22 protein-coding genes are annotated in these 19,293 nt (G+C 47.9%); 12 read left to right on the top strand and 10 right to left on the bottom strand.

Going from position 1 to position 19,293, the window contains the following annotated elements:
• Nucleotides 1-18: 18 nt before the first annotated feature.
• From fusA to HZB61_08645, 5 genes are all read right to left on the bottom strand, one after another.
• A complete protein-coding gene (fusA, locus tag HZB61_08665) occupies nt 19-2,106 on the bottom strand; it encodes an elongation factor G (GenBank protein MBI5056672.1) in 2,088 nt (695 codons plus the stop codon).
• 171 nt (nt 2,107-2,277) lie between these two features.
• Complete coding sequence (locus tag HZB61_08660; GenBank protein ID MBI5056671.1) at nt 2,278-2,709, bottom strand: SoxR reducing system RseC family protein; 432 nt, start codon at nt 2,707-2,709, stop codon at nt 2,278-2,280.
• Nucleotides 2,710-2,787: 78 nt separating this feature from the next.
• Nucleotides 2,788-4,350 (bottom strand): citramalate synthase, encoded by a 1,563-nt coding sequence (locus HZB61_08655; protein ID MBI5056670.1) that lies wholly within the window; start codon nt 4,348-4,350, stop codon nt 2,788-2,790.
• A 118-nt stretch (nt 4,351-4,468) separates the two neighbouring features.
• Nucleotides 4,469-5,686 carry an aspartate kinase gene (locus HZB61_08650; protein ID MBI5056669.1) on the bottom strand — a complete coding sequence of 406 codons (1,218 nt, stop codon included), beginning with the start codon at nt 5,684-5,686 and terminating at the stop codon, nt 4,469-4,471.
• On the bottom strand, nt 5,686-6,897 hold the full coding sequence (locus tag HZB61_08645; protein MBI5056668.1) for a cofactor-independent phosphoglycerate mutase: 1,212 nt from the start codon (nt 6,895-6,897) through the stop codon (nt 5,686-5,688). Before HZB61_08645 ends, HZB61_08650 begins: the two co-directional genes overlap by 1 nt.
• A 107-nt stretch (nt 6,898-7,004) precedes the next feature.
• Here HZB61_08645 and arsM point away from each other — a divergent pair, with 107 nt between their 5' ends.
• The 11 genes from arsM to HZB61_08590 all read left to right on the top strand — a co-directional run bounded on the left by arsM (nt 7,005) and on the right by HZB61_08590 (nt 15,221).
• Complete coding sequence (arsM, locus tag HZB61_08640) at nt 7,005-7,805, top strand: arsenite methyltransferase (GenBank protein ID MBI5056667.1); 801 nt, start codon at nt 7,005-7,007, stop codon at nt 7,803-7,805.
• Nucleotides 7,806-8,044: 239 nt separating this feature from the next.
• Nucleotides 8,045-9,238, top strand: coding sequence for an FAD-dependent oxidoreductase (locus HZB61_08635; protein ID MBI5056666.1), 1,194 nt, complete (start codon nt 8,045-8,047; stop codon nt 9,236-9,238).
• A 226-nt stretch (nt 9,239-9,464) separates the two neighbouring features.
• On the top strand, nt 9,465-10,235 hold the full coding sequence (locus tag HZB61_08630) for a methyltransferase domain-containing protein (protein MBI5056665.1): 771 nt from the start codon (nt 9,465-9,467) through the stop codon (nt 10,233-10,235).
• 49 nt (nt 10,236-10,284) lie between these two features.
• Nucleotides 10,285-11,178, top strand: a complete 894-nt coding sequence (gene yedA / locus HZB61_08625) for a drug/metabolite exporter YedA (GenBank protein ID MBI5056664.1) — start codon at nt 10,285-10,287, stop codon at nt 11,176-11,178.
• 103 nt (nt 11,179-11,281) lie between these two features.
• Entirely contained in the window at nt 11,282-12,214 is a 933-nt protein-coding gene (locus HZB61_08620; protein ID MBI5056663.1) for an MBL fold metallo-hydrolase, read from the top strand.
• A gap of 29 nt (nt 12,215-12,243) precedes the next feature.
• Nucleotides 12,244-12,846 (top strand): sigma-70 family RNA polymerase sigma factor, encoded by a 603-nt coding sequence (locus tag HZB61_08615; GenBank protein ID MBI5056662.1) that lies wholly within the window; start codon nt 12,244-12,246, stop codon nt 12,844-12,846.
• Between the two features lie 55 nt (nt 12,847-12,901).
• Nucleotides 12,902-13,159, top strand: a complete 258-nt coding sequence (locus HZB61_08610; GenBank protein ID MBI5056661.1) for a carboxymuconolactone decarboxylase family protein — start codon at nt 12,902-12,904, stop codon at nt 13,157-13,159.
• A gap of 104 nt (nt 13,160-13,263) precedes the next feature.
• On the top strand, nt 13,264-13,548 hold the full coding sequence (locus HZB61_08605) for a hypothetical protein (GenBank protein ID MBI5056660.1): 285 nt from the start codon (nt 13,264-13,266) through the stop codon (nt 13,546-13,548).
• A 37-nt stretch (nt 13,549-13,585) separates the two neighbouring features.
• Nucleotides 13,586-14,020 (top strand): CGGC domain-containing protein, encoded by a 435-nt coding sequence (locus HZB61_08600; GenBank protein MBI5056659.1) that lies wholly within the window; start codon nt 13,586-13,588, stop codon nt 14,018-14,020.
• Nucleotides 14,021-14,026: 6 nt separating this feature from the next.
• A complete protein-coding gene (locus HZB61_08595; GenBank protein MBI5056658.1) occupies nt 14,027-14,359 on the top strand; it encodes a cupin domain-containing protein in 333 nt (110 codons plus the stop codon).
• Between the two features lie 22 nt (nt 14,360-14,381).
• Nucleotides 14,382-15,221, top strand: coding sequence for a methyltransferase domain-containing protein (locus HZB61_08590; protein MBI5056657.1), 840 nt, complete (start codon nt 14,382-14,384; stop codon nt 15,219-15,221).
• Here the strand turns inward: HZB61_08590 and HZB61_08585 are convergent, their stop codons facing one another.
• Nucleotides 15,222-15,398, bottom strand: coding sequence for a hypothetical protein (locus HZB61_08585; GenBank protein MBI5056656.1), 177 nt, complete (start codon nt 15,396-15,398; stop codon nt 15,222-15,224). It lies immediately after the preceding gene.
• Nucleotides 15,399-15,647: 249 nt separating this feature from the next.
• Here HZB61_08585 and HZB61_08580 point away from each other — a divergent pair, with 249 nt between their 5' ends.
• Entirely contained in the window at nt 15,648-16,253 is a 606-nt protein-coding gene (locus tag HZB61_08580; GenBank protein ID MBI5056655.1) for a PAS domain S-box protein, read from the top strand.
• Between the two features lie 17 nt (nt 16,254-16,270).
• Here the strand turns inward: HZB61_08580 and HZB61_08575 are convergent, their stop codons facing one another.
• From HZB61_08575 to HZB61_08560, 4 genes are all read right to left on the bottom strand, one after another.
• Complete coding sequence (locus tag HZB61_08575; protein MBI5056654.1) at nt 16,271-17,341, bottom strand: threonine synthase; 1,071 nt, start codon at nt 17,339-17,341, stop codon at nt 16,271-16,273.
• Entirely contained in the window at nt 17,341-17,577 is a 237-nt protein-coding gene (locus tag HZB61_08570; protein MBI5056653.1) for an NIL domain-containing protein, read from the bottom strand. Before HZB61_08570 ends, HZB61_08575 begins: the two co-directional genes overlap by 1 nt.
• Before the next feature lie 70 nt (nt 17,578-17,647).
• Entirely contained in the window at nt 17,648-17,935 is a 288-nt protein-coding gene (locus HZB61_08565; protein MBI5056652.1) for a MoaD/ThiS family protein, read from the bottom strand.
• A gap of 94 nt (nt 17,936-18,029) precedes the next feature.
• Nucleotides 18,030-19,262, bottom strand: a complete 1,233-nt coding sequence (locus HZB61_08560; GenBank protein ID MBI5056651.1) for a threonine synthase — start codon at nt 19,260-19,262, stop codon at nt 18,030-18,032.
• Between the last annotated feature and the right edge of the window lie 31 nt (nt 19,263-19,293).

The following is a 19,293-nucleotide window of genomic DNA, read 5'->3' as shown; positions in this document are numbered from 1 at the left end:
TGTGTGACATGTCCCACTTTACTCGACTTTCTTAGTCTCTGCCTTTTGTGCGATAATTTTTTGGGCAAGGTGGGAAGGCACCTCTTCGTAATGAGAAGCTTCCATCGTGTAAATGCCCCTGCCGCTCGTTAAGGAATTGAGCTGGTTGGCATAAGTCAAAATTTCCGCCATCGGCACAAGGGCCATGATTTTCTGGTTGCCGCCGGCCTGCGGTTCAACGCCCTGTACCTTACCGCGTTTTGAATTGAGGTCTCCAATTACATTTCCTAACGACTCGTCAGGTGTAATGACTTCTATCTTGACAATCGGTTCGAGAATGATTGGCTTTGCATTCTGGGTTGCGTTTTTTAACGCCATGGAACCTGCTATTTTAAACGCCATTTCCGAAGAATCCACTGTGTGATAAGAACCGTCGTATAAAGTCGCCCGGATATCAATGACCGGGTAACCGGCGATTAAGCCGTCTTTCATGGACTCTATAATTCCTTTTTCAACGGCAGGAATATATTGCCGCGGGATCACGCCGCCGACAATATTATCAACAAACTCAAAGCCGGCGCCTCTGGGAAGCGGCTCGATTTTTATCCAGCAGTCGCCGTATTGTCCCCTGCCTCCGGACTGTTTTTTGTATCTGCCCTGCGCGCTTGATGCGGCTTTGATCGTTTCCCTGTACGGGATTTTCGGGGTTTTCATCAATACGTCTACGCCGAATTTCCTTTTCAGTTTTTCGAGAGTGACTTCAAGATGCACCTGCCCCATTCCGGCAAGGATCATCTCCTTTGTGTCCGCGTCCCTGTGGAATTTCAGGGTCGGGTCTTCTTCAAGCATCCTGTGAAGCGCGGTGCTGACTTTTTCCTCGTCGCCTCTTGTCTTGGGCTCTATCGCATATGAGATCATCGGGTCGGAAAACTGGACAGGCTCAAAAAGTATGGGATTGGCGACATCCGAGATGGTGTCGCCTGTTTGAAAGTCTTTGAGTTTTGCGACAGCCGCTATTTCCCCCGGGCCGACTTCTTTTACGGGAACCTGCTTTTTACCGAGCAGGTAGAAAATGTTGCCCATCTTTTCCTTGTTGTCGCGGGTGGAATTATAAACTGTGGAATCCGCCTTTAAGACCCCGGAGTAGACTCTGAACAGCGTCAGCTTGCCTGCAAAGGGGTCCGCTATGGTCTTGAAAACCCGGGCGGAAAGCGGCTCGCTTGCTGCGGCCTTCCTTTTGATCTCATTTCCTGTCTTTGGATCTTTTCCGTTTATCGGTGTTATGTTTGCCTTTTCCTCAGGCGAAGGCAGGCAGAGTATGACCGTATCAAGCAGTTGATGAATGCCGATGTTCCTCGTTGCCGAGCCGCAAACGACCGGGATAAATCTCCTCGTGATGGAGCCTTCCCTGATGCCCTTTTTTATTTCATCATTCGTGAGCTCTCCCCCTTCGAGATACTTTTCAAGGAGCGCGTCATTTAGTTCCGCGATTTTTTCAATAAGCATCTTGCGGTATTCTTCAACCTCGGTTTTATATGCATCAGGTATCGGGCCTTCCGACGGGGCCCCGTTCTTATACGTTACTGCTTTTAAGTTGACAAGGTCGATGACCCCTTCGAAGTCATTTTCAGTGCCGATGGGGATATTCAATGGGATTGCGGTAGAGCCGTAAGATTTTTCAAGGTCGCTCAGGGCCATTTTGAAGTTGGCGTTTTCCCGGTCCATCTTATTTATAAAAACAAGCCGGGGTATCTCATATCGGCAGGCAAACTGCCATATCTTTTCCGTTTCAGCTTTTACCCCTGACAGGGCGCTTACGATAACGATTGCGCCGTCAATGGCGCTGAGACAGCATTTTGTGTCTTCAATAAAATTTATGTATCCGGGAGTGTCTATAAGGTTAATTCTGTGCGAGTTCCAGTTACAGAAGGCGCTTGAAGAAGATATCGAGATCTTGCGCTCGATCTCCTCTGTTTCAAAGTCGGTCACTGTAGTCCCATCCTGAATGGTCCCGAGCCTGTCAGTCATTTTAGAGTCAAAAAGTATTGCCTCAACAAGTGATGTTTTACCGGCCCCGCCGTGAGCGATTACTGCAATGTTCCTGATTTTTTCAACATCGAAGTTCATAAGTCACCCTCCCCATTTAAAGATTTTAGAACATGATAAATTTTATCCACAGATTTCGCAGATTCCACAGATTATTAAAAACTTCATTGGAATCTGCGCTAATCTGAGTAATCTGTGGATTGAGTCTTTTTTGTTATTCCAAAAAATTATCTCTGTGTCCTCTGTGGTTAATTAACTGATTATCTCTTCAATGACCGGCTTGTATTCGGCTTTTGTTTCAGCGTTGCGCGTCCACAGCTTTATAGCAATAAACGATAATATAAGAGAGCTGAAGCCGACGACAGCGGCAACAATATCGGAGTTTGAGCTTCCGAAAAATCTTTCGCCCAGGTTTTTCCCGATTATTGCGCCTGCGATCAATGCGGCCAAAGGAATTCCGTAAACGAGGAGAGACCCCTTTAAAAACAGTTTAGGGTTCATCAATACCTTTACGGTTTGTCCGGCCTTTGCATTTACCGGATTCAGCGCTTCGATTTCCATCCCGGCGTCGGAAGGTTCGCAAGCCCCTTGCGCGGCGCAGCCTTCACAGCCGCTTTTCCTGTGAACGAGAACTTTTGCAATGTTGCCTTCTGTTTTTAAAACTATGCCGGTCTCTTCAATCATTCTTTAAGTGACGAGTTACGCGTGACGAGTTACGAGCAGTTTTTACTCGTTACCCGTTACTTATCACTCGTTACTGTCTTACCCTCTCAATAATTTATACTCGATACTATCCACCAGCGCCTGGTATGACGCTTCAATTATATTTTCCGATACGCCAACGGTCCCCCATTTGTGAGTTTCATCTCCTGATTCGATCAGGACCCTGACCTTTGCTGAGGTGCCGACGCCTGCGGTCAACACCCGAACTTTATAATCCAGAAGCTTCACATGCTTAAGCTGCGGATAGAATTTCTCAAGCGCTTTTCTGAGAGCGTTATCGAGCGCGTTAACGGGGCCGTGGCCTGTCGCTGCTGTGTGCTCCAGTGTTTTTCCAACTTTGACCATAATAGTCGCCTCGCTGAGAGGGGCGCCGCCTTCTTCTCTTTTTTCAACGATCAGCCTGAAACCCATAAGGTCGAAAAATTTCCTGTGAAGCCCGAAGGTCTTCTTTATCAAAAGTTCAAACGACGCCTCAGCACCTTCAAACTGGAACCCCTGGTTCTCAAGCTCTTTCAGTTCCTTTACAATCTGCGTGACCTTCGGTGAATCAGGGTCGACCTTCAATTTAAAATCTTTTATCTTCCTGATGATATTGCTCCTGCCGCCGAGGTCGGACACCAGTACTCTCTGATAATTTCCTACTGTGTCAGGGCGGATATGTTCATATGTCTGGGGATGCCTTTGAATTGCGCTGACATGGATGCCGCCTTTATGCGCAAAGGCGCTGTCTCCGACATAAGGCTGTCTTTTGAAATGCCTCATGTTCGAGATCTCGGTCACGAACCTGGAGACACCCTTTAATTTCTTTAAGTCAGTGTCGCTTATGCAGTCAAACTTCAACTTTAATTTCAAATTAGGAATGACGGAGATCAGGTTGGCGTTGCCGCATCTTTCACCCAAGCCGTTTATCGTTCCCTGCACCTGCATCACGCCGTTTTCAATGGCAACAATAGAGTTTGCCACCGCGCATTCGGAATCGTTGTGAGCATGTATGCCGAGTGGAAACTTAAATTTCTCCGATACGATTTTCACGATCTTCGCTATATCGGGAGGCAAAGTCCCTCCGTTTGAATCACAGAGCACGAGACAGTCAGCGCCGCCTGTGACAGCGGCCTCCAGGGCTTTCAGCGCATATTCCGGGTTTGCCTTATAACCGTCAAAGAAATGCTCGGCATCAAAGAATACTTTTGATACCCTCTTTTTGAGATACTCTATCGAGTTGAAGATCAGTTCAAGATTTGTCTGTTGTGAAACCCTCAAAGCTTCTTTCACGTGAAAGTCCCACGTCTTTCCCACAATGGTTATTACAGGGGTTTTGGCCGCAAGGAGCGCCTTGATATTGGGGTCGTCGTTTACTTTGTTGGATGCGTGGTACGTGGAACCGAAGGCCGCGAGCTGCGCGTTTTTAAATTTAAACTTTTTTGCCTTGTTAAAAAACTCGGCGTCCCGCGGATTTGATCCGGGCCATCCGCCTTCGATATAATGGATGCCCAGATCATCGAGCTTCCACATTATCCTTAACTTGTCTTCTACAGAGAAGGAGACGTCCTCTGACTGGGCGCCGTCTCTTAATGTCGTGTCGTACAGTTCAATTTTGCGCATGGCGTTATTTTACCATATCTCTGAAACCACTGAGTCACTGAGACACAGAGAATAACTTGAAGATAAGAAGTTTCTCAGTGCCTCCGTGTCTCTGTGTTTATTTATTTTCATACAACTCCTATTGCGCCAGACCGAATGCCTCATGCAGCACCCTCACTGCAAGCTCGGTATATTTCAGCTCTATGACGCAGGACACCTTTATTTCCGATGTGCCGATCATCATGATATTTATTCCGTGTTTCGCGAGGGTGTCGAACATCTGCGAGGCGACCCCGGAATGCGTCCTCATGCCGACGCCCACAACGGATATCTTGGCAATGTCCTCCCTGAGGTTAACGCTTTTTGCATTGAGCGCCTTTGCAATTTCTTCAGCCAGCTTCAGCGTTTTTTTGCTGTCAGTCTTGGGAACGGTGAATGAAATATCAGCCGCGTTTCCGTCACTGCTGATATTCTGGACGATCATGTCGACGACAATGTTTGCATCCGCAATTCCTCTAAAAAGCCTTGCCGCTATTCCGGGTGTGTCGGGCACTGCCATCACAGTTATCTTGGCCTGGTTTTTATCATAAGCGACGCCGGATACTACAACCTTCTCCATATCTTTGTCCTCCTTGGTAACAAGCGTTCCCGGGTTATCATTGAAACTCGATCTCACCACCACAGGCACTCCGTATTTCATTGCAAATTCTACAGAACGTGTCTGAAGCACCTTTGCCCCGAGGCTTGCAAGCTCAAGCATTTCTTCATAGGATATTTTTTCAAGCTTCTTCGCCTCCGGCACGATATTGGGGTCTGTGGTGTAGACCCCGTCAACGTCAGTGTAAATCTCGCACAGGTCGGCATTCAGGGCAGAGGCTATCGCAACCGCGGAAAGGTCGGAGCCGCCCCTGCCGAGGGTCGTTACATCATCTGTCTCGGTTACACCCTGAAATCCCGCGACCACGATGACGTAGTTTTCACTCAATGCCTTTTGGGCCCTTTCGCCAGTGATCTTCTCTATCCTTGCCTTAGTGTGGACCGCGTCTGTAATAATGCCCATCTGCCTTCCTGTAAACGCCATTGCCTTATGCCCCAGCGCTTCAACAGCCATTGCGGTAAGAGCGCTGGTCACGCGTTCACCGGATGAAAGCAGCAGGTCCATTTCCCTCTCCCCGGGATTTTGTGATATCTGGTTGGCAAGCCCTATCAGTTTGTCGGTCTCGCCCGACATGGCTGACACGACTACAACAACTTTGTGCCCCTCTTTCGCCGCTTTTGAAACACGCTCCGCGACTGCTTTTATCCTCGCGACGTTCGCTACAGAGGTGCCTCCGTATTTCTGAACGATTAACATTATTAAAAAACCTCCTTGATAAAATAATCCATCAACCTGTATCCCTCTTCAAAGACCATAATGTTCTTCCTCTCAGCAATGGATTCGTCAAATGCCGCGCCCTCGTTTTTCATTTTGTGACGGCTGTCAAATACCACGAACGGCACAGGATCGGGCGTGTGGGTCCTTGCTGCAACCGGGGTCGCATGGTCAGGCATCAGCAGGACGCGGTAATTGTCAAACCTTTCCGCCAATCCTTTCATCACGGGCCCGACAACCAGCGCATCAAAATCCTCTATGGCCTTCAGCTTATCTTCATAACTTCCCGAATGTCCCGCCTCATCAGGAGACTCGACATGTATATAAACAAAGTCCGCGTCATTCAGCGCATTCAAGGCGTAATCAGCCTTGCCTTTATAATTCGTATCAAGCCAGCCCGTCACACCCGGCACTTTAAGAATCTCAAATCCCGCGTATATGCCAAGCCCTTTTGTCAGGTCAACTGCCGAGATGAGCGCGCCCTTCAATCCGTACTTTTCATGGTACGTTGGCAACTGCGGTTTCCTGCCTTGTCCCCACAGCCAGATACTGCTGGCGGGTTTCTTTCCGTCTCGCAATCTCTTCTGATTTACGGGATGAGTCTCAAGGACTTTCACGGAACGCTTCATTAAATCCCTTAAAATCTTTTCACCTTCACCAGACGGCATATACCCGCTGATCTCTTTTCCGAGTATGTCGTGAGGCGGCGTACACTGAATATCAGCATGTCCGTTCTTCCAGACCATCAGATGACGGTAGCTCACTCCGGGATAGAATTTTATTTCCTCATTGCCGAGTTCGTTACCAATAGATTTAATAATCTCGCTTGCTTCTTCAGTGGTTATATGACCGCTGCTGTAGTCATCCATAAATGTTTTATCACCATCGGCCTTCAATGTAACGAGATTGCACCTGTAGGCGACATCGTCCCTGTCGAGTTTTATGCCGATGCTTGCGGCCTCAAGCGGGGCCCTGCCTGTATAGTACTGAGCAGGGTTGTAACCAAGTATGCTGAGGTTGGCAACATCAGAGCCGGGATGAAATCCGTGCGGAATGGTGCGGGCCGTGCCGATAACGCCTTCCGCGGCAAGCCTGTCCATATTAGGAGTGCGTGCTTTTTGAAGGCAGGTCTTGTCGCCGAGCTCCTTCAGCGGCCTGCCGGTCATTCCATCGCCGATTAGTACGATGTATTTCATAGTTGTTTTTTTTAAACTCCCCTGTAAAATAGAGTTTATATTAACCTTTCCGCTTTACAAAAGTGAAGACGGCGAGGTGCAGGAACAAGCGAGGAGGAAGCTACGAAATGAAATCAATTGAAATCAAGAAAGTCGTTAGAGAATCCTATGGCAGGATCGCCAAGGAGCAAAAGGGCTGCGGCTGCGGCGCCTGCGGGCCGGACGCAAGGGAATTTGCCAAAGGCATCGGCTATTCGGAAAAGGAATTGAACGTTATTCCGGAAGATGCCAACCTGGGGCTTAGCTGCGGGAACCCGACGGCGCTCGCAAGTATCAAAAAAGGCGAAACAGTCCTTGATCTCGGGGCAGGCGCGGGATTTGACTGTTTCCTCGCGGCAAAGAATGCGGGCCGGAGCGGAAAGGTCATTGGCGTGGACATGACGCCTGAGATGATCGAGAAGGCAAGGGAGAATGCCCGGAAAAATAAATTCAAAAATGTGGAATTCAGGCTTGGGGAGATTGAGAACCTTCCTGCCGGAGATAATACCGTGGACGTTGTTATTTCCAATTGCGTCATCAATCTCTCTTCTGATAAAGAAAAGGTCCTCCATGAGGTGAAGAGGGTCTTAAGGCGCGGCGGCAGAATTGCAATTTCGGATATCGCCCTGAAGAAAAGTCTCTCATCGAAGATCAAAAAAAGCATGGGGGCATATGTCGGCTGTGTAGGCGGAGCAATACTTGTCGAAGACTATAAAAAATTAGTTAAGGACGCTGGATTTAAAAATGTTAAAGTGACCGTCAAAGGTTCTTCGGCCTGCATCGACCCGGACACAAAAGACCCCATCGGCAGGGCGATCTTAAACAGCTTGGGTAAAGGTGAATCCCTCGATGATTATGTGGTCAGCGTCTATGTTGAAGCACGCAAATGATGTAAAATGTCTGAGAGGTTATAAGTCAACAAACATATTTAGTATATATGGGGCTGAAATGAAAACCTGCTACAGAATTTCTATAATCGACAAACGACTTATTACATTTTTGCTTCAGGGCAATAGTATTCATGCCTTTTACTCTATGCACTCTGCTCTTTGCCCTCTGCTTTTAAAGGTGTCGTATAGAAATTCTTCCGCAGCCTTCCATTTCAGCAACCATTGGAACGGAGTTCTCTATGAATAACTTTGACATTGTAATCGTAGGCGCCGGTATCAGCGGGTTGAGCCTTGCGCATTATTGCGCCAGGGCGGGATTTAAAACCCTCGTGCTGGAAAAAAGTGACAGGGCAGGGGGCACGTTTCATTCGCAGCGCTTTGAAGGTACTGATGGGTTCTGGATAGAACTCGGGGCCCACACCTGTTACAATTCCTACTGCAACCTCATTCGTGTTCTGGAAGAGAGCGGCGCTATCAGCCGGATTATCCAGCGTGAAAAGGTGTCTTTCAGGATGCTTGCCGATAACAGGATAACATCCATTCCTTCTCAGCTTGATTTTGTGGAGCTGTTATTGTCAGTGCCGAAACTTTTTACTCTCAAAAAAGAAGGGCAGAGCATCAGGTCCTATTATTCAAAGATCGTCGGGAGCAATAACTATGAAAAAGTCCTTTCGCCTTCGCTCAGCGCCGTGATCTGTCAGGCCGCTGATGATTTCCCGTCCGATATGCTTTTTAAAAAGCGTCCCCGCAGAAAGGATATCATGCGTAAATTTTCTCTGGACAACGGCATCCAGACCATCACGGATTCGATTGTCTCGCAGAAAGATATAACTGTCATGACCGGAAAGGAAACCCGTGACATCAGTTTTGATAAAGACGTCTTTGCAATCATGACTACAGACGGCAGCACATATGAGTCACGGAATCTCGCATTGGCAATACCGCCTTCTGCTGCTGCGCGGCTCCTGTCCGCGTCATTCCCTGATGTCTCTGTATACCTGTCACAGATCAGGGAGGCGCGGGTTGAATCCGTTGGTGTGGCAGTGAAAAGGGAAACGGTCCGCATGGCCCCCTGCGCCGGGCTCATCCCGCTTGGAGATAATTTTTTCTCCGTAGTCTCCAGGGACATTGTTCACCATGACATGTACCGCGGTTTCACCTTTCATTTCAAACCGGGCATCATGGACCATGACGCCAAGCTGAAGCGCATCAGCGAGGTGCTTGGAATAAAGCGCGAAGACATTATGCATGTCGCATCAAGAGAGAGTGTAGTGCCTTCACTCAGGGCTGGTCATGAGAAGCTGACCGGCATGATCGACAGCGTGATCGCTGGGAAAAGGCTTTTGCTGACCGGGAATTATTTTGACGGCATGGCGATAGAGGACTGTGTTTCGAGGTCGCTTAAAGAATTTTCAAGGTTGAAGACGTTATAAAAAATTCATTTTGAAAAAAATTCTTGACATGGGAAATAAGTTGGCCTATACTTAAAACATGTTTTTCACTAATCCGATGACAGTCAGGATAGTCCTTAATCTTAAAGCCGCATGGCATATTAATGCCGTGGCTGAGGAGGAGTTCTATTAACTGTTAGCCGGATAATAAGAAAACTTCAAAAGCCACGGAACAATTTCCGTGGCTTTTTTATTTTGGAGGTGTGCCATGAAATGGGACGCAGAGCAGTATGACCTGACACATGCCCCGCAGATCGACGCAGGCATGGAACTGATTGATAGGGCAAAGGTGAGAGAAGATGATTGCGTACTCGACCTCGGCTGCGGCACCGGAAAGCTTACGGTTGAACTTGCGCGTCTTGCCGCAAGGGGAAATGTCATCGGCATTGACCCGTCGGATGAGATGCTTTCAAAAGCGAGGGAAGTGTCTGCTGATCTCGGCAATATGCATCTGCTGAAAATTCCGGCACAGTCCATGGATTTCGAAAAAGAGTTTGATCTTGTATTTTCCAATTCCGCGCTGCAGTGGATAAAAGAGCAGGAGGATGTGGTTGCCCGCGCACACAGGGCGTTAAAACCTTACGGTAGGCTTGCGGTCCAAATGCCCGCAAAGGACTTTTGCTGGACGTTGTCGGAAAATATACAAAGCGCTATCGCAGCTCTCGGTCTTGATGAGAAATTCAACAGGATGGAATCGCCGTGGCGTTTTCCGTTGAAGGAAGAGCTGTATGGTTTTCTCAAAGACGCGGGCTTTGGTAATATCAATGTCTCTTACAAAGATTATGTTCTCCTGTTTGACAGCATCAATGATGTGCTTAAATGGGGAGTTTCAGCAGCGCTGAGACCGTATCTTGCCCCTTTGTCGGAGAAGAAGCAGGAGCGTTTTAAATATGCATTCGCGATGGGATTTGAGAACTATAGAACGAAACGCGGGATAGAGTTTAATTTCAGAAGGCTCTTTGCCTTTGCGGATAAGTAGGGGCGGGTTTCAAACCCGCCCCTACCATTGACACACTGAGAGATTCAATATGGTTTTAAAAGCGATCAGAGGAGATGTAAAGGCCAGGGTAATAATTGCGCTGCTTGCGGTTTATATATTCTGGAGCTCGACATACCTGGCGATACGGGTGGCGCTGAAGGACTTCCCTCCCTTTTTCATGATGGGGGTGCGGTTTCTTGCGGCGGGGGCAGGACTTTATGTATTCCTGAGGATGAAAGGTGTCTGTACGCCTGACCGTTCCCAGTGGTTAAATGCGACATTGATCGGAGGACTTTTACTGTTAGGCGGTGGCGGCGGAGTTGCGTTTGCCGAACAATGGATTGGGTCCGGACTTGCGGCGCTTTTGATCGCGACTGTGCCTCTGTGGACAGTTATATTTTCAGCGATCTGGGGGCACAGACCATCGCGTCTTGAATGGGCCGGGCTTATCCTGGGACTTGCCGGAGTGGCGGTCCTGAATTTTGAAGCTGACCTTAAGGCCAACCCGATCGGGGCGATCGCATTGATGATCTCGGCCGTCTCCTGGTCATTCGGTTCCGTGTGGAGCAGACGCATATCCCTTCCTTCGGGGATGATGGCAAGCGCGGCTGAGATGATAACCGGCGGGGTGCTTGTGCTTGCCGTAAGTCTGCTTGCAGGCGAGAGAGTGAGCGGGGTCCCAACGTGGCATTCGGTAGCGGCAGTTATATATCTTGCGGTCTTCGGATCGCTGGTGGGATTCATTGCATACATGTATCTGCTCGATAAAGTGCGTCCCTCGCTTGCAACGAGCTATGCATACGTCAATCCCGTTATCGCAGTCATATTGGGAGTTTGGCTTGCAGGTGAGCAGATCACGGCAACCGGTATTTCAGCAATGCTTATAATCCTTGCCGGGGTTGTAATGGTGATACTGGGGGCAAAGAATAAAAGTGACGGGTGACTGGTAACGGGAATGTTGAATTCTAAAGGGAGGTGATAAAATAGAGGGCCGGGTTTTAAATCCAAACATCATATGATGAAGCAATCTTAAATAAGGAGGAAAGATGAAGAAAGAATTTTCAAGAGGAAGGTTTACTGTTCTGAGCGTAATTGTATTTGCACTTATTTACTCACTGACATTCGTACCGGCAGCAACAGCGCAGGGCGGATTAACAAAGATCGCCGGCAATGTTTATTCGTATGCTGACGTAAAACAGGGTTCTCCCGCAAACAGTTTCGGCGCAAACTCCGGGATCGTTATCGGAGAGAAGGGCATTCTCGTAATTGACACGCTTATATCCGCAAAAGAGGCGCAGAGCTTCATCAGGGACATTCGCGCGGTCTCGGACAAGCCCATGAAATATGTTGTCAATACCCATTCTCACCTGGACCATACATTCGGCAATTCAGAGTTTGAAAAATTCGGGGCGGTCATTATTTCTCATGAAAATTGCAAACTGAATATGGAGAAGCAGGGCGAGGCCGCGTTAAAGAATGCAAAGGTATACGGCCTTACAGATAAAGACATGGAAGGGACCATGATCGCGTATCCAGCGCTGACCTTCAGCGACAGGATGGAAATCGATCTCGGTAACCAGAAAGTGGAGCTAATTTTTCATGGCGCTTCACATACAAATGACAGCATAATGGTTTGTCTGCCGGACAAAAAGATAGTGTTTGCCGGCGACATCCTGTTTACAGGGTATCATCCCTTTATGGCCGACGGAGATATTGACGGCTGGGTCAAGGTCCTTGACCATATCTCATCAATGGGCGATGTAACGATAATCCCCGGACACGGGCCGGTATCGGGCAAAAAAGATATAGAAGACATGAAGAATTATCTGATCTCCTTTGATAAAAAGGCAAAGGAATTAGCCGCAAACTCCGGCGATGCCGCGCAGATCGCGTCAGAGATCAAGAAATCCCTGCCTTCGAGGCCCGAAGGCGAGTCAATGATCCCTGCCAATATACAGATGAAATATTTGAAGAAATAGGACCAGGAGATACAAGCAAGATTACTCATATGACGAATGAACTCGAATTCCATCAGATCTATGAGAAGCATAAGCATAAAATACTCAGGTATCTCATGCGCTTTTTTGACAGGAGTGTGGCTGAAGAATTGTCACAGGATGTTTTTCTCAAGGTCAGTAATTCATTGAAGGATTTCAAGGGGAAATCTCAAATTTCCACGTGGATATATCGTATCGCTACAAATACTGCCCTGGATAAGCTGCGCAGTACCCGGTTCCAAAATGATCAGAACACTCGATCAACCGGAGATGATGGCCCAGTCCTTGAGGACGATATTCTTGCAGGCGAAAAGGTCCTGCAGCCTGACCGGCAGTTTATCCGTAAGGAAATGAATGAGTGTATCCGGGACATCGTCAATAACCTGCCGCTGGACTACAGGACTGTTATCGTGCTTGGGGAATTGGAAGAATTAAAGAATAAAGAGATCGCCGATGTCCTCGGCCTGGGCCTTGATACGGTCAAGATAAGGCTGCACCGTGCCCGCGCCATGCTGAAAAAAGCTCTTGAGTCTCATTGCGATTTTTACAGGGATGAACGTAATGAATTTGCCTGTGACAGGAAGAATACTTTTTTGAAATTCCGGAGCAAATAATATTCTGTATCCTTTCTTTTCTGTTTTTCGTCTAAATGGAAAAGGAGGTGATACAATGAAACTCGATATCCGTATCAAAGAGCTGATTGCCGTCGGCGCTTCTGTAACCGCAAACTGTCAGCCCTGTCTACAGTATCATGTCGGCAAGGCCAAAGAAAGCGGGGCGGATGAGCAGGAGATCGCGGAAGCAGTCAAGGTCGGGACCGCTGTAAGAAAAGGAGCGGCATCCGGAATTGACAAACTCGCGCTGGGCCTGGCAAAAGGTGACAACGCCGCTCCAGTCTCATCAGGCGGGGGTTGTGGATGTTCTTAACATCAGGAATTTATTAAAGCTCAACCCGGGGGACATTCTTAGCTTTTGTTAAGACCGTCCTCCCGGGTTTACTGAGGCCTGTTATAAAATGAGAAGGAGGCGGTATGTCGACCTTGCTTTATTTAATAAAGGAGATTACGCAAACAGACGTCAATCTCTCAAAACTTTTTTGCAATGCGCGGGAATACGCTGATATATATCTGCTTGCTCAAAAAAGGCAGAAAGGCTGCGATGGTATGGGTGAAATGGAAACCGTTAAGGAAGAATTCCGGTGCGCATTATACGAACTGACATCATATTGCAGGGAGAACAAATATTTAACGGACAGCGATACTGCCGATTATGATATAGACTCAATGGCGCGGGAGATTCAAAATTTACGGAAATGACGGAAAAAGTTCTGGAAATATCAAAGGAGGAAATAAAATGGCAAGGATTGGAATTTTAACATGCTCTAACGCAACGCAGGAACTTGGGTGTTCGTCAGTCAGTTGTCTGGCGGATTTACGAAAGAGGGCCGGGGCCTTTGAGGCTTATCCCAAAGATGAGCCGCTGGACCTCATCGGCATAATCAACTGTCCCGGATGCCCGACCCTCACAGGGCCGGATAAATTATTGAAGCGTATCCGGGGACTGACCGAATTCAAGGTGGATGCGATCCATTTCACTTTCTGCATGAAGGCGCTTTGCCCGTTTCAGGAGAAATACAAAAAGACGATAGAGGAGGCATTCCCGGATATCAAGATTATAATCGGGACGCACCAGGAGAAGATCACCCCTCAGGAATACAGGGACAAGATCAAAAAACTGTTTTGCCAGGACACGAAAACAATGGTGGATGTCATTTTAAAAAAGGATTAAAGACATATGAAGAAAATCAAAGTATACAACGCCAATGCGTTATCATTAAAACCTAACGTCCCCGGTGCGAAGATGTGGGCTGTCGGTCTGGAAAAGGCGATGCTAACTTATTTCGAAATGGAGCCGGACACCAAATTCCCGGAGCATTCGCATGAGGCGGAGCAGATCACTCTCATACTGGAGGGGGAGCTGACTTTTGCCTATGAAGGAAAGACCGTTGCTTTGAAATCCGGTGAAGTAATAGCCATTCCATCAAACATTATTCATTCTGCCTCCACAGGCAGCAAGCCCTGCAGAGCCGTGGACGCATGGTCGCCGGTGAGGAAAGAGTTCTTATAAATGTAAGTGGAGGACTGAGTAGATGTCTGATAATAATGAATCTCAGGAACAGGAAATGAAAAAGAAGCTCAGGGAGGCTTTTAATAGCGTGGCTGTGGGCTATGACAATCCCGCGTTGCGTTTCTTCCCTGAAAGCGCCAAACATCTTTCAGAGTATCTAAATCTGAAAGGCGATGAACATGTGCTCGATGTCGCAACCGGCACGGGCCATGCCGCGATGGCGCTTGCCGCTGTCTTGCCGCAGGGGAGGGTCACGGGGATCGACTTTTCAGAGGGAATGCTTGCGCGAGCAAAGGCAAAGATCGAGGAAAGAGACATCCGCAATATTGATCTGCTTTCTATGGACATGCAGGCACTTGATTTTCCGGAAAACAATTTTGACGCTGCCGTGTTTTCCTTCAGCATCTTTTTTGTTGAGGACATGGAAGGTATGCTTCGCCGAGTCATGGAAAAAGTGAAACCCGGCGGCAGGGTCCTTGCGACGAGTTTTCAAGGCGGGACGTTTTCTCCCCAGGTAGATATGTTTTTTGAACGAATAGAAAAATTCGGAGTGGAGACGCCTCCCACGTGGCGGCGTCTTTCAACACAGGAAGAGTGTGCTGCTCTTTTTGAAAAGGCCGGTTTATCCGAAGTTCGCGTCAACACAAAAGATATAAGCTATTATCTTACAGATGCCGGTCAGTGGTGGGACATAGTATGGAATGCCGGTCTTCGCCGGTTTGTAAGCAGCCTCACTCCGAAAGATCTGGAAAGATTCAGAAGAGAACATCTGAGAGAGATTGAATGTCTCTCAGGCACTGAAGGAATACGGCTTGAGATGAATGTGTTATATTCGGCAGGAGTTATAATTAAACCTGAATGATCAATTTAAAGAATACTCTACAATGAAAAAACAATCGGAATGATAACTCATCGCCCTGAACTTCAGTGCTTCCTTAAAGGAAAAGGGTTCAAGGGGGTAGTTGTGAAAAAACAAATTGCCGTCGTCCAGGTTTTCCTGTATGACCACTTTATATTCCATAATCTCTTTCTTTGTCATCTTTTTCTTCAGTCAGCTCTTCAACTGCCTTAATTAATTTCTCAAGCCGTGTCTGGATCTCTTTTATTTCTTCTTTAAACCAGTCACTGTCTTTTTCCATTCACTTATCCTTCCTCAAAGGATTTTAGTTTTTTATCGGCTTTTTTTAAGCCGAACTGAAAATTTGCCTGAAAAAACTTGCGCTGCGCCTGATTCCGCTGTAGAATTTTAATCAGACATTTTTCGGTTTCATATACCTAAGGAGAAGAGATGGAGAATATTGGAAATTCATACTACAGGGAAATACTGGATGCGATCCCTCTGATGATCTTTGTGGTCGATGATGACGTGAGGATCCATGATCTGAACATTGCCGCTGAGAAAGTGTTTGGACTGAACAAGGCAACCGTGCTGAAGCGGCGGGGCGGCGAGGCGCTTCATTGCCTGCACTCTCATGATGTTGCGGAAGGATGCGGGAGGGCGCCGTTTTGCCGTAACTGTGTGATAAGGAATTCCGTAACTGGCTGTCTGCAGGGTCAGGCCGTAATAAGGAGACGGACCAAGATCGATATCCTGCTTCAAGGGACAAGAAAAGAACTCGAAGTGCTGATAACGGCAAGCCCGGTACCGGGCAGAAAAGAGCCGCTTGCCCTGCTGATCCTCGAAGATATCAGCGAGATATCCACTTTACGCGATATCATCCCTATCTGCGCCAAATGCAAAAAGATCCGGGATGACCAGGAGTATTGGCACAATGTTGAATCTTACTTCAATGATTATATCGGGGTGGATTTTTCACATGGACTGTGTCCCGAGTGTTTTAAGGAACTCTATCCCGGATTCAACGATCACGAAAAAGAAAAGAAAGAAAAATAACAGCCATGATGTGCCGGCTATATGCAGCAGCCTCTGAGGATGTTTTCCAATGCGGAAAGTGACGATTTTATCTTTACCGGCTCTTTTGAAACCTTCAGCGCGTTATCGGGATCTTTTAACCCGTGGCCGGTGAGGGTGCAGACGATGGTGTCGCCTTGTTTGAAGTAGTTCCGCTTTGAGAATTTGATCACACCTGCGAGGGAAGCGGCTGAAGCCGGTTCACAGAAAATCCCCTCGCGTGACGCAATGAATTTATACGCCTCCAGGATCTCATCGTCGGTCACGGAATCTATCTTCCCACCGGATTCGTCTCTTGCGGTCTCTGCGCCCTTCCAGCTTGCGGGGTTGCCGATCCTGATCGCCGTGGCAATCGTTTCAGGCTTTTCAACAGGGTGACCCAGCACAATAGGCGCCGCGCCTGCCGCCTGAAATCCTATCATTTTGGGCAGGGACGTGATCTTCCCGGACGCATGATATTCTTTATAGCCTTTCCAGTAAGCAGTGATGTTCCCGGCATTGCCGACAGGGAGCGCATGATAAACAGGCGCTTTACCGAGCTGGTCGCAGACCTCAAAGGCCGCAGTCTTCTGTCCCTCGATACGGAAGGGATTTATGGAGTTGACAAGCACAATGGGATGTTTTGCCACGACCTCTTTGACCATTCTCAACGCGTCGTCAAAATTGCCGTCGACCTGCAGCACCATCGCGCCGTGTATCATTGCCTGGGCGAGTTTGCCCATCGCGATCTTGCCTTCGGGAATGAGCACAATGCAGGACATGTTGGCCCTTGCGGAATATGCCGACGCTGACGCGGATGTATTGCCTGTTGACGCACAGATAACTGCCTTCGCATTTTCCTCAGCTGCCTTTGAAATGGCAAGGGTCATGCCCCGGTCTTTGAATGAGCCGGTGGGGTTTGCGCCCTCGAATTTAAAATACAAACTGATCTCTTCTTTGATTACTTCATTAATATGGGAGGCCGTTATTAAAGGAGTATTGCCTTCATTGAGGGTGACAACAGGTGTTTTGTCTGTTACGGGCAGGAAACTTCTGTATTGATTGATAAGGCCATGCCAGGGCTGCGTCATTATTCGATGATGTCGCCTTCCACAAGCTCCACATTAACTCCCTGCTGTCTGAGAGATTCGATGCCTTTCTCGATATTTTCATTCAGACCTTCAAGTTCGAGTATCATCTCTCCGACGCTTTCAGTTACGCGCGCCCTCCTGATATTCGGCATTATATCGAATTTCTTTGCCATAGCGAATATCACAGGCTCCCTGATGAGCTGCTGCGGAAATGTTAATTTTATTCTCGTTTTCATCTTAACTCCCTTTTTAAATCAGCAATAAGCTCTTAGCGATCAGCAGTCAGTTGCTCACAGCTAACAAATGCTAATAGCTGTTTTTTGTCCCTCCTGCAATTGCGGGGACTATGGAAATTTCATCTCCGTCTTTGACCTCGGTGGCTTCGTTTTTGAGAAATCTCACGTCTTCCTCATTTACATAAACGTTTACAAATCTCCTCAGTTTGCCGCCATCGGATATTCTTTCGCCGAGTCCCGGATACTTCTGATCAAGGTTGGTAATAAGTGATATGATTGTGCCGGGTTCCCCTTCAACTTCTGCCTTTCCCTGTGTTAGTCTCTGAAGCGGTACGGGTATTTTTACTGTTACTGCCATTTAATGCTCCTCCTTTATATTGATACATCCGCAGATTGCGCAGATTTGTTTTTTTATTCTCTCTGCGTAATCTGAGTTATCTGCGGATATATTATTACTTTATTTTCTTTAAAACTTCTTCAAAGGATTTCAGGTTCGGTTGAATTTGATAAGGTTCGCCGGTTTGTCCCATAATAGCTTCCTTTGTTTTGAGACCGTTGCCTGTTATGCAAAGCACGGTCAGGTCGTCTTCTTTTATATGGCCTTCTCTTATCAGCTTGATCGCAGAGGCCAAAGTGACCCCGCCCGCTGTCTCCGCAAATATCCCCTCTGTCCTCGCAAGGAGTTTTATCGCGTCTATTATCTCCTGGTCCGGGACGTCTTCCCCGAATCCGCCGCTTTCCTTTACCACATGAGTGGCGTAATAACCGTCCGCGGGATTTCCGATGGCGAGGGACTTTGCGATCGTGTCAGGTTTTACCGGCTTGATAACATCAACGCCTGCCTTTATGGCGGTAACTATCGGCGAACATCCTGTTGCCTGGGCTGAATACACCTTTGAATGTAATCCATCGATCAAACCGAGTTCCTTGAACTCTTTAAAACTCTTCCATATCTTCGTAAGCAAAGAACCGCTCGCGGATGGGACCACAACCGCGTCCGGGGCTTTCCATCCAAGCTGTTCGAGAATTTCGTATCCCTGGGTCTTCGAGCCTTCCGCGTAAAACGGACGGATATTGATATTCACGAATGCCCAGCGGTATTTATTCGCGACTTCACTGCACAGCCTGTTTACGTCGTCGTAATTCCCGTCCACAGCGATGAGATTAGGCTCATACACAAGCGAGGCCACTATCTTGCTGCGCTCAAGGGTCGCGGGGATGAAGATGAATCTCTTGAAACCTCCTGCCGCGCCGTGGGCTGATACGGAATGCGCGAGATTGCCTGTTGACGCGCAGGCCACTGTATCAAACCCGAACTCCCTTGCCTTGGAAAGCGCAACCGCGACCACCCTGTCTTTAAAAGAGAGGGTAGGGTGAGTAACGGTGTCGTCCTTGATATAGAGTTCCTTCACCCCGATAATTTTTGCAAGCTTGTCCGCCTTAACAAGAGGGGTGAACCCTGACTGGAGCCCGCTTGTGGGTTCTCCGTCAATCGGCAGCAATTCTTTGTACCGCCACAGGTTCTGCGGCCTTGAGAGGATCTTCTCCTTAGTCAAAACCTTCTTTATCTCTTTATAGTCGTAAACGACCTCAAGAGGGCCGAAGCAGAATTCACAAACATATATAGGATCAACAGGGTACTCTCTTCCGCACTCCCTGCATTTCAGTCCATGTACAAAACCCATTTACCTTGCCTCCATGTTGTTTCCGTCATTC

The sequence above is a fragment of the Nitrospirota bacterium genome (genome assembly GCA_016214845.1).
Lineage (GTDB): Bacteria > Nitrospirota > Thermodesulfovibrionia > UBA6902 > UBA6902 > SURF-23.
The sequence above is the reverse complement of the archived record's forward strand: the minus strand, read 5'-3'. Positions and strand labels throughout refer to the sequence as shown.

What these genes read in the sequence shown, in the direction of transcription:
- fusA (MBI5056672.1), bottom strand. Translation starts at nt 2,106, where the DNA reads ATGAACTTCGATGTTGAAAAAATCAGGAACATTGCAGTAATCGCTCAC.
- HZB61_08660 (MBI5056671.1), bottom strand. Translation starts at nt 2,709, where the DNA reads ATGATTGAAGAGACCGGCATAGTTTTAAAAACAGAAGGCAACATTGCA.
- HZB61_08655 (MBI5056670.1), bottom strand. Translation starts at nt 4,350, where the DNA reads ATGCGCAAAATTGAACTGTACGACACGACATTAAGAGACGGCGCCCAG.
- HZB61_08645 (MBI5056668.1), bottom strand. Translation starts at nt 6,897, where the DNA reads ATGAAATACATCGTACTAATCGGCGATGGAATGACCGGCAGGCCGCTG.
- arsM (MBI5056667.1), top strand. Translation starts at nt 7,005, where the DNA reads ATGAAATCAATTGAAATCAAGAAAGTCGTTAGAGAATCCTATGGCAGG.
- HZB61_08635 (MBI5056666.1), top strand. Translation starts at nt 8,045, where the DNA reads ATGAATAACTTTGACATTGTAATCGTAGGCGCCGGTATCAGCGGGTTG.
- HZB61_08630 (MBI5056665.1), top strand. Translation starts at nt 9,465, where the DNA reads ATGAAATGGGACGCAGAGCAGTATGACCTGACACATGCCCCGCAGATC.
- yedA (MBI5056664.1), top strand. Translation starts at nt 10,285, where the DNA reads ATGGTTTTAAAAGCGATCAGAGGAGATGTAAAGGCCAGGGTAATAATT.
- HZB61_08620 (MBI5056663.1), top strand. Translation starts at nt 11,282, where the DNA reads ATGAAGAAAGAATTTTCAAGAGGAAGGTTTACTGTTCTGAGCGTAATT.
- HZB61_08615 (MBI5056662.1), top strand. Translation starts at nt 12,244, where the DNA reads ATGACGAATGAACTCGAATTCCATCAGATCTATGAGAAGCATAAGCAT.
- HZB61_08610 (MBI5056661.1), top strand. Translation starts at nt 12,902, where the DNA reads ATGAAACTCGATATCCGTATCAAAGAGCTGATTGCCGTCGGCGCTTCT.
- HZB61_08605 (MBI5056660.1), top strand. Translation starts at nt 13,264, where the DNA reads ATGTCGACCTTGCTTTATTTAATAAAGGAGATTACGCAAACAGACGTC.
- HZB61_08600 (MBI5056659.1), top strand. Translation starts at nt 13,586, where the DNA reads ATGGCAAGGATTGGAATTTTAACATGCTCTAACGCAACGCAGGAACTT.
- HZB61_08595 (MBI5056658.1), top strand. Translation starts at nt 14,027, where the DNA reads ATGAAGAAAATCAAAGTATACAACGCCAATGCGTTATCATTAAAACCT.
- HZB61_08590 (MBI5056657.1), top strand. Translation starts at nt 14,382, where the DNA reads ATGTCTGATAATAATGAATCTCAGGAACAGGAAATGAAAAAGAAGCTC.
- HZB61_08585 (MBI5056656.1), bottom strand. Translation starts at nt 15,398, where the DNA reads ATGACAAAGAAAGAGATTATGGAATATAAAGTGGTCATACAGGAAAAC.
- HZB61_08580 (MBI5056655.1), top strand. Translation starts at nt 15,648, where the DNA reads ATGGAGAATATTGGAAATTCATACTACAGGGAAATACTGGATGCGATC.
- HZB61_08575 (MBI5056654.1), bottom strand. Translation starts at nt 17,341, where the DNA reads ATGACGCAGCCCTGGCATGGCCTTATCAATCAATACAGAAGTTTCCTG.
- HZB61_08570 (MBI5056653.1), bottom strand. Translation starts at nt 17,577, where the DNA reads ATGAAAACGAGAATAAAATTAACATTTCCGCAGCAGCTCATCAGGGAG.
- HZB61_08565 (MBI5056652.1), bottom strand. Translation starts at nt 17,935, where the DNA reads ATGGCAGTAACAGTAAAAATACCCGTACCGCTTCAGAGACTAACACAG.
- HZB61_08560 (MBI5056651.1), bottom strand. Translation starts at nt 19,262, where the DNA reads ATGGGTTTTGTACATGGACTGAAATGCAGGGAGTGCGGAAGAGAGTAC.